The sequence below is a fragment of the Pseudoalteromonas sp. S558 genome, assembly GCF_005886635.1.
In the GTDB taxonomy this organism is placed as follows: Bacteria; Pseudomonadota; Gammaproteobacteria; order Enterobacterales; family Alteromonadaceae; genus Pseudoalteromonas; species Pseudoalteromonas aliena.
Genome location: NZ_PNDU01000246.1, coordinates 1 through 4805, shown reverse-complemented (window position 1 = coordinate 4805; position 4805 = coordinate 1). Strand labels below are relative to the sequence as shown.

At 33.9% G+C, this 4805-nt stretch carries 2 protein-coding genes; one reads left to right on the top strand and one right to left on the bottom strand.

Features of this window, described 5'->3' with window-relative positions:
* Window positions 1-250 precede the first annotated feature (250 nt).
* Window positions 251-997 carry a CPBP family glutamic-type intramembrane protease gene (locus tag CWB66_RS15910; RefSeq protein WP_138586110.1) on the bottom strand — a complete coding sequence of 249 codons (747 nt, stop codon included), beginning with the start codon at window positions 995-997 and terminating at the stop codon, window positions 251-253.
* An 880-nt stretch (window positions 998-1877) separates the two neighbouring features.
* Here CWB66_RS15910 and CWB66_RS15905 point away from each other — a divergent pair.
* Window positions 1878-4064, top strand: coding sequence for an AAA family ATPase (locus CWB66_RS15905; RefSeq protein ID WP_138586109.1), 2187 nt, complete (start codon window positions 1878-1880; stop codon window positions 4062-4064).
* Window positions 4065-4805 lie beyond the last annotated feature (741 nt).

The following is a 4805-nucleotide window of genomic DNA, read 5'->3' as shown; positions in this document are numbered from 1 at the left end:
GAAGTCAAGATTTGACCCTGACGAATCTACTTGGATTCGTCAGAAAATAAACAGGGGGTGACCCCTTCGGTTTTCCTATAGTTTATAACTACCAATTTCAGCGCATAAAAAAAGGGCAATAATATTGCCCTTTTATAAATGGGGTTACTAGGGGCAGAGCTTGCATTTTTCCTTAATCACAAAAGGTAAAAAAAAACCTGACCTTGCTGATTCTGGAATATCTAGCGCAACTAAACGTTTTAACCTCACCCTAAATTAATTGCCCAACAACGTTAACACTATTATGGGCGATAATTGGAAATACCAAGCTACCCGTTCGCTCTCTTAGCCACAGTAAAATAAAGCCATAACCTCCAGTTAATAAAACAGAGGTAAACGAAAAATACCACTCGCCATCGCTAAACATAACGCCGTGCACCAAGCCAAATAATAAAACTAGAAGTAATCCACCTATATTTACCGGCGCACTTACCAAACTGTATCGCTTAGATACTATTGCCAAAGAAATACAAAATAGTAAGACCCCTCTAAACATCGGCTCTTCGTCAAACCCTGGCATGGTTGCTTGATAAAGTAATGTTTCTAAATCATAGCGAGGCTCTCCACTCCAGAACCATGAAACAATGACTTGGAGAATTACAAACAAGCACAAAACAATGAAAGCAGGTTTTAAAGAGCCTTCACTTTGTTTGAAAGTAAAACCAGCATCAGCAATACGAAAGCCATGTTTATATTTCGCTAAGGCTAGGATTACACCTCCCCACAGGATAATTACAGCTATTTTACCTGACCAATTCCAAGCCATATCAGTAAAAAAAATATCTAAAGGAATAACCTCGGCGCCTCTAAATAAAGCAAAAACGTAACACGTAAAAATGCCTAATGAGATTAAAGACCACGTTATATTAATGTCGACTTTATTAAATGCTTTTAATGTTAAAGCTAAAATTAAGATAACGCCGACATTTGCAAATACGGCTATGAATGCATCTTCCATGTATACCTCTTTAGTAAGGGCACATTGCTTCTTACTTTTATTGTTGTTTTAAGTAGTACCTAATATTAATCCTAAATGAGATAGCATTAAACAAATATTTAATTAGTAAAGTAGTCTTAGGCTTTATAAATAACAGAGGCGTATTTGGTGAGGTTTTGTAAACGCAGAAGACCAAAAACAAAAGGGTCAAAATAGTAAAAAAAATAAGGCAATGATAGAGCAAAGCTTAGTCGCGCTATAGTTTATAACTACTAGTTTAAGCACATAATAAACGCATTACTAAACTCTATTCGTAGTGTTCTAGACAGAGTAATTAACTTAACGAGCAACAAACTAAAAACCGAGGTACTTGATGGGTAGTCAAAATTTAGTGCCTGTGGTTCCACTAGAAAGTCGACTTTCTGCACAAATGTTATAGGGCTTTGGGATCTGCATGAGGGCTGAATCCCTTTACCATACTATAGGAATAATTAACCCCTCGCAGGGCGCTGAGCTTACGGGTAGCGGGAGGGGTGTTGTTTAGGGGTAATAATAGAGATTATAAGTATAATTTCAAGGCATTTGTTGTTTAGGCCGATATTGGCACTAAACGATGACTGAGGCGAAAGCCACAATGTATATTGATACCAATCGATGTAATTACTAGGTACGTAGCCATATTTTTAATTGAGTTTAATAATAAGAGCACTTGGCTTTTTGAATAAAAAGGTCAAGCAAAAAAATAGCCTGCTTGACCGAAATTTTCTAAAGAGTGACCTCTTTGATATTTATCTACAGGTCGACGTTTTTAATATCATTAATTTTAATGTGACAGAACTATTTAGCTAAGTTAATGTAATATGAATGATAAATAATAATCTTTACACAAGGTAAGGACACCATGATTGATAACATTAAGCTTCAAAACATAGCTAGTTACCCAGTATCTACCTCAGTATCAATTGCAATAAACAAGAAAAGAGTGAATTTATTTTATGGGCAGAATGGTTCAGGAAAGTCGACAATTGCAAAATATTTTCAAGATATAGAAAATATTGATTATGCCGATTGCTCAATTACCCCCACAATAACTCAAGATGATGTAATTGTTTATAATCAAAACTTCGTTGAAAAAAACTTTTATGAAAAAGCATCACAACAAGGAATATTTACGATAGGTGAAGCTGACGCCAGTGCAGAAAAGGAAATAGAAGATACTCTTTTAGAGTTAAATAAACTAGAAGCTGAAATAGCCGATATTACTACGCAAGAAAAAACACAAAAAAGTAATCAAGAAAAATTACAAAATAAATTTAAAGATGTGATTTGGAAAAAAAAGGGAGACTTTAAAAATCATACTCTTTCATTTTGTATTGAAAGCGAACGAAATATTGGAACAAAAGATGGCTTCTTAAATAAAATATTGAGTATCCAAGAGCTGAGCACTACCACCTTTGATGAACTAGCACAGGAATCAAGAGATTTAACTGATGATGTACAAGAGCTTGCTAACATTTCAACAATATCATTCCCCTCTCAATACATAGAAAAAGACCCTATTTTTTCAGAAAAAATAATTGGTGAAACAGACTCTTATTTATCTCAATTAATAGATAAATTAGGCAACTCAGATTGGGTCAGAAATGGGATAAGTTTTTTAAATGAAAGTAATTGCCCTTTCTGTCAGCAAGCAATAAATGACGATATAAAGTCAAATATCAAAAACTTATTTAGTACTGCATACGAAGATAAAATTAATAACTTAGAGCGTTTAAGTCGGGACTATAAAGAGTCGGTAAATAAAGTAATAGACGTTTTTAAAAACCCTGTATTCTCTATGGAACATATAGTTAAACATGAAAAAATAGAAAGCTTTATAACAATATATATTAACAAACTGAAAGATAACATCAGATTACTAGAAAAAAAATTATCTAACCCGAGTTCTGAAATCCCTCTATTTGATACGACTGAGCAATTAAAAGCTGTTAATGATTATATTGAAACTGTACAACAAGAAATTTTAAACTTTAATGAAAGATTAACTCAAAAAGATCAATTATTATTTAAAATTAAAAGCGAATTTTGGAGAAATCTAAAACAAGATTGCCAACCCGCTATAGACTTAAATTTTGCAACACAAAAAGACTATGATATTAATAAAAAAGAATTGCTTGAAAAACTAAAAGAGGCTAAAGCTGAAAAAGAAAAGCTTGAAGAAAACCTAACAACACTTAGAAGTAGAACAACAGAAATTGAAACATCTATTAAAAATGTTAATGACCGTTTAAAATCCCTTGGAATTACAGGTTTTTACTTGAAAGCCTCAGATGAAAACGTATCGCTATACTTTATAGAAAGAATAAGTGGTGCTAACACTGATATATTTGAATCTTTGAGTGAAGGAGAAAAAACCCTAATAACATTTTTATATTTCCTTGAAACTTGTAGTGGAGCTACTTCAAAAGAGGACAACGCTATTCGTTCAAATAGAACAATAATTATAGATGATCCTATTTCAAGCTTATCGCAAAATTATGTATATGACATCGCATCGATTATTCATTATGAAATTATTGAAAAAGACTTCAAACAAGTATTCATACTAACGCATAACTTATACTTTTTTCATGAACTACTAATACTAAAAAACCCGAACAAAGCGCATAAACCTAAAGATTATAATTTATTCCGTGTCATTAAATCACTAGACACAAACATACTCCCTATGGAAAGAGATACATTATTAAATGATTATCAAAATTATTGGAAGATAATAAAGGATTGTTCTGAAAATAAGCTTCATATATCAATGTTACCAAATGCAATGAGAAATATATTAGAGAGGTATTTTAGTTTTATACATCAAAAAGATTATTTGAATAGAACATTAGATAAAATTGGCTCTACTGATAAAGAGTTTGAACCATTCCTTAGATACTTCAATAGAGGCTCACATTCTGACGCTATAAATCTTGACTTAGGCACTATAGATACACATCGATATATTTTTAAATTTAGAGAAATATTCAAAGAAACAGGATTTCCAGAGCACTATGAGACGATGATGGAAGTCGAAGCAGAGTAAAGGAAAGAGTGGATTGTCGCTCCCTACTATGCATTACCTAGGCGCTGAGCGAAGATGTTGACAAACATCTTCCCATTTGCCATTACGATAACGCAGATATTGTCTAACAAAAACGGTTTTCTGTTTCATGCCATTTACCTCGCATAACTACGACAGTGCAGATCACTGACAACCCTTGTATAAACTTACAAGCTGTAATGTTAATACACAGGGCAGTAAAGTAGTTAGAGCGACAATTCAAGAAGTATATTACAGCATTGATGCCGTATTAGGTACTAATTTTAGCCATGCTTTAGCTAATAAACTTTACATTTAGCTAAGACTAAACACCAACCTCACGTTTAACACCCTCCCCCGTCATCACGCCCTGAAAATAAACAATTGATGAGTAATGTCGCGCATGGATGCGCGATAAGGCGAAACTAGGCCATGGATGGCCTATCTTCGCCGTTTACGTTCACATCAATTGTGGTTTGAAGGATTAAGCGTGATGCTCGGGTGCGCTGAGAGTGTCCAGAGAGGGACCAGCGGCAGCCCCTCTTTGGCTGCTGTCGCCAGCGCGACAAAACCTTGAATAAGGTTTCTAATTTCTAGAAGCGTGAAGCGCGAAACACATTTAAATTATCGATGATGGTGACCTGGTAATCCTCCCTAAAAATAATAGATGCCAAATGTAGAATTTTCTCTTATTGTAAACACAGGAGAAAATTATGAAAAAAGCACATTTTACAGACCGTCAGG

What these genes read in the sequence shown, in the direction of transcription:
- CWB66_RS15910 (WP_138586110.1), bottom strand. Translation starts at nt 997, where the DNA reads ATGGAAGATGCATTCATAGCCGTATTTGCAAATGTCGGCGTTATCTTA.
- CWB66_RS15905 (WP_138586109.1), top strand. Translation starts at nt 1,878, where the DNA reads ATGATTGATAACATTAAGCTTCAAAACATAGCTAGTTACCCAGTATCT.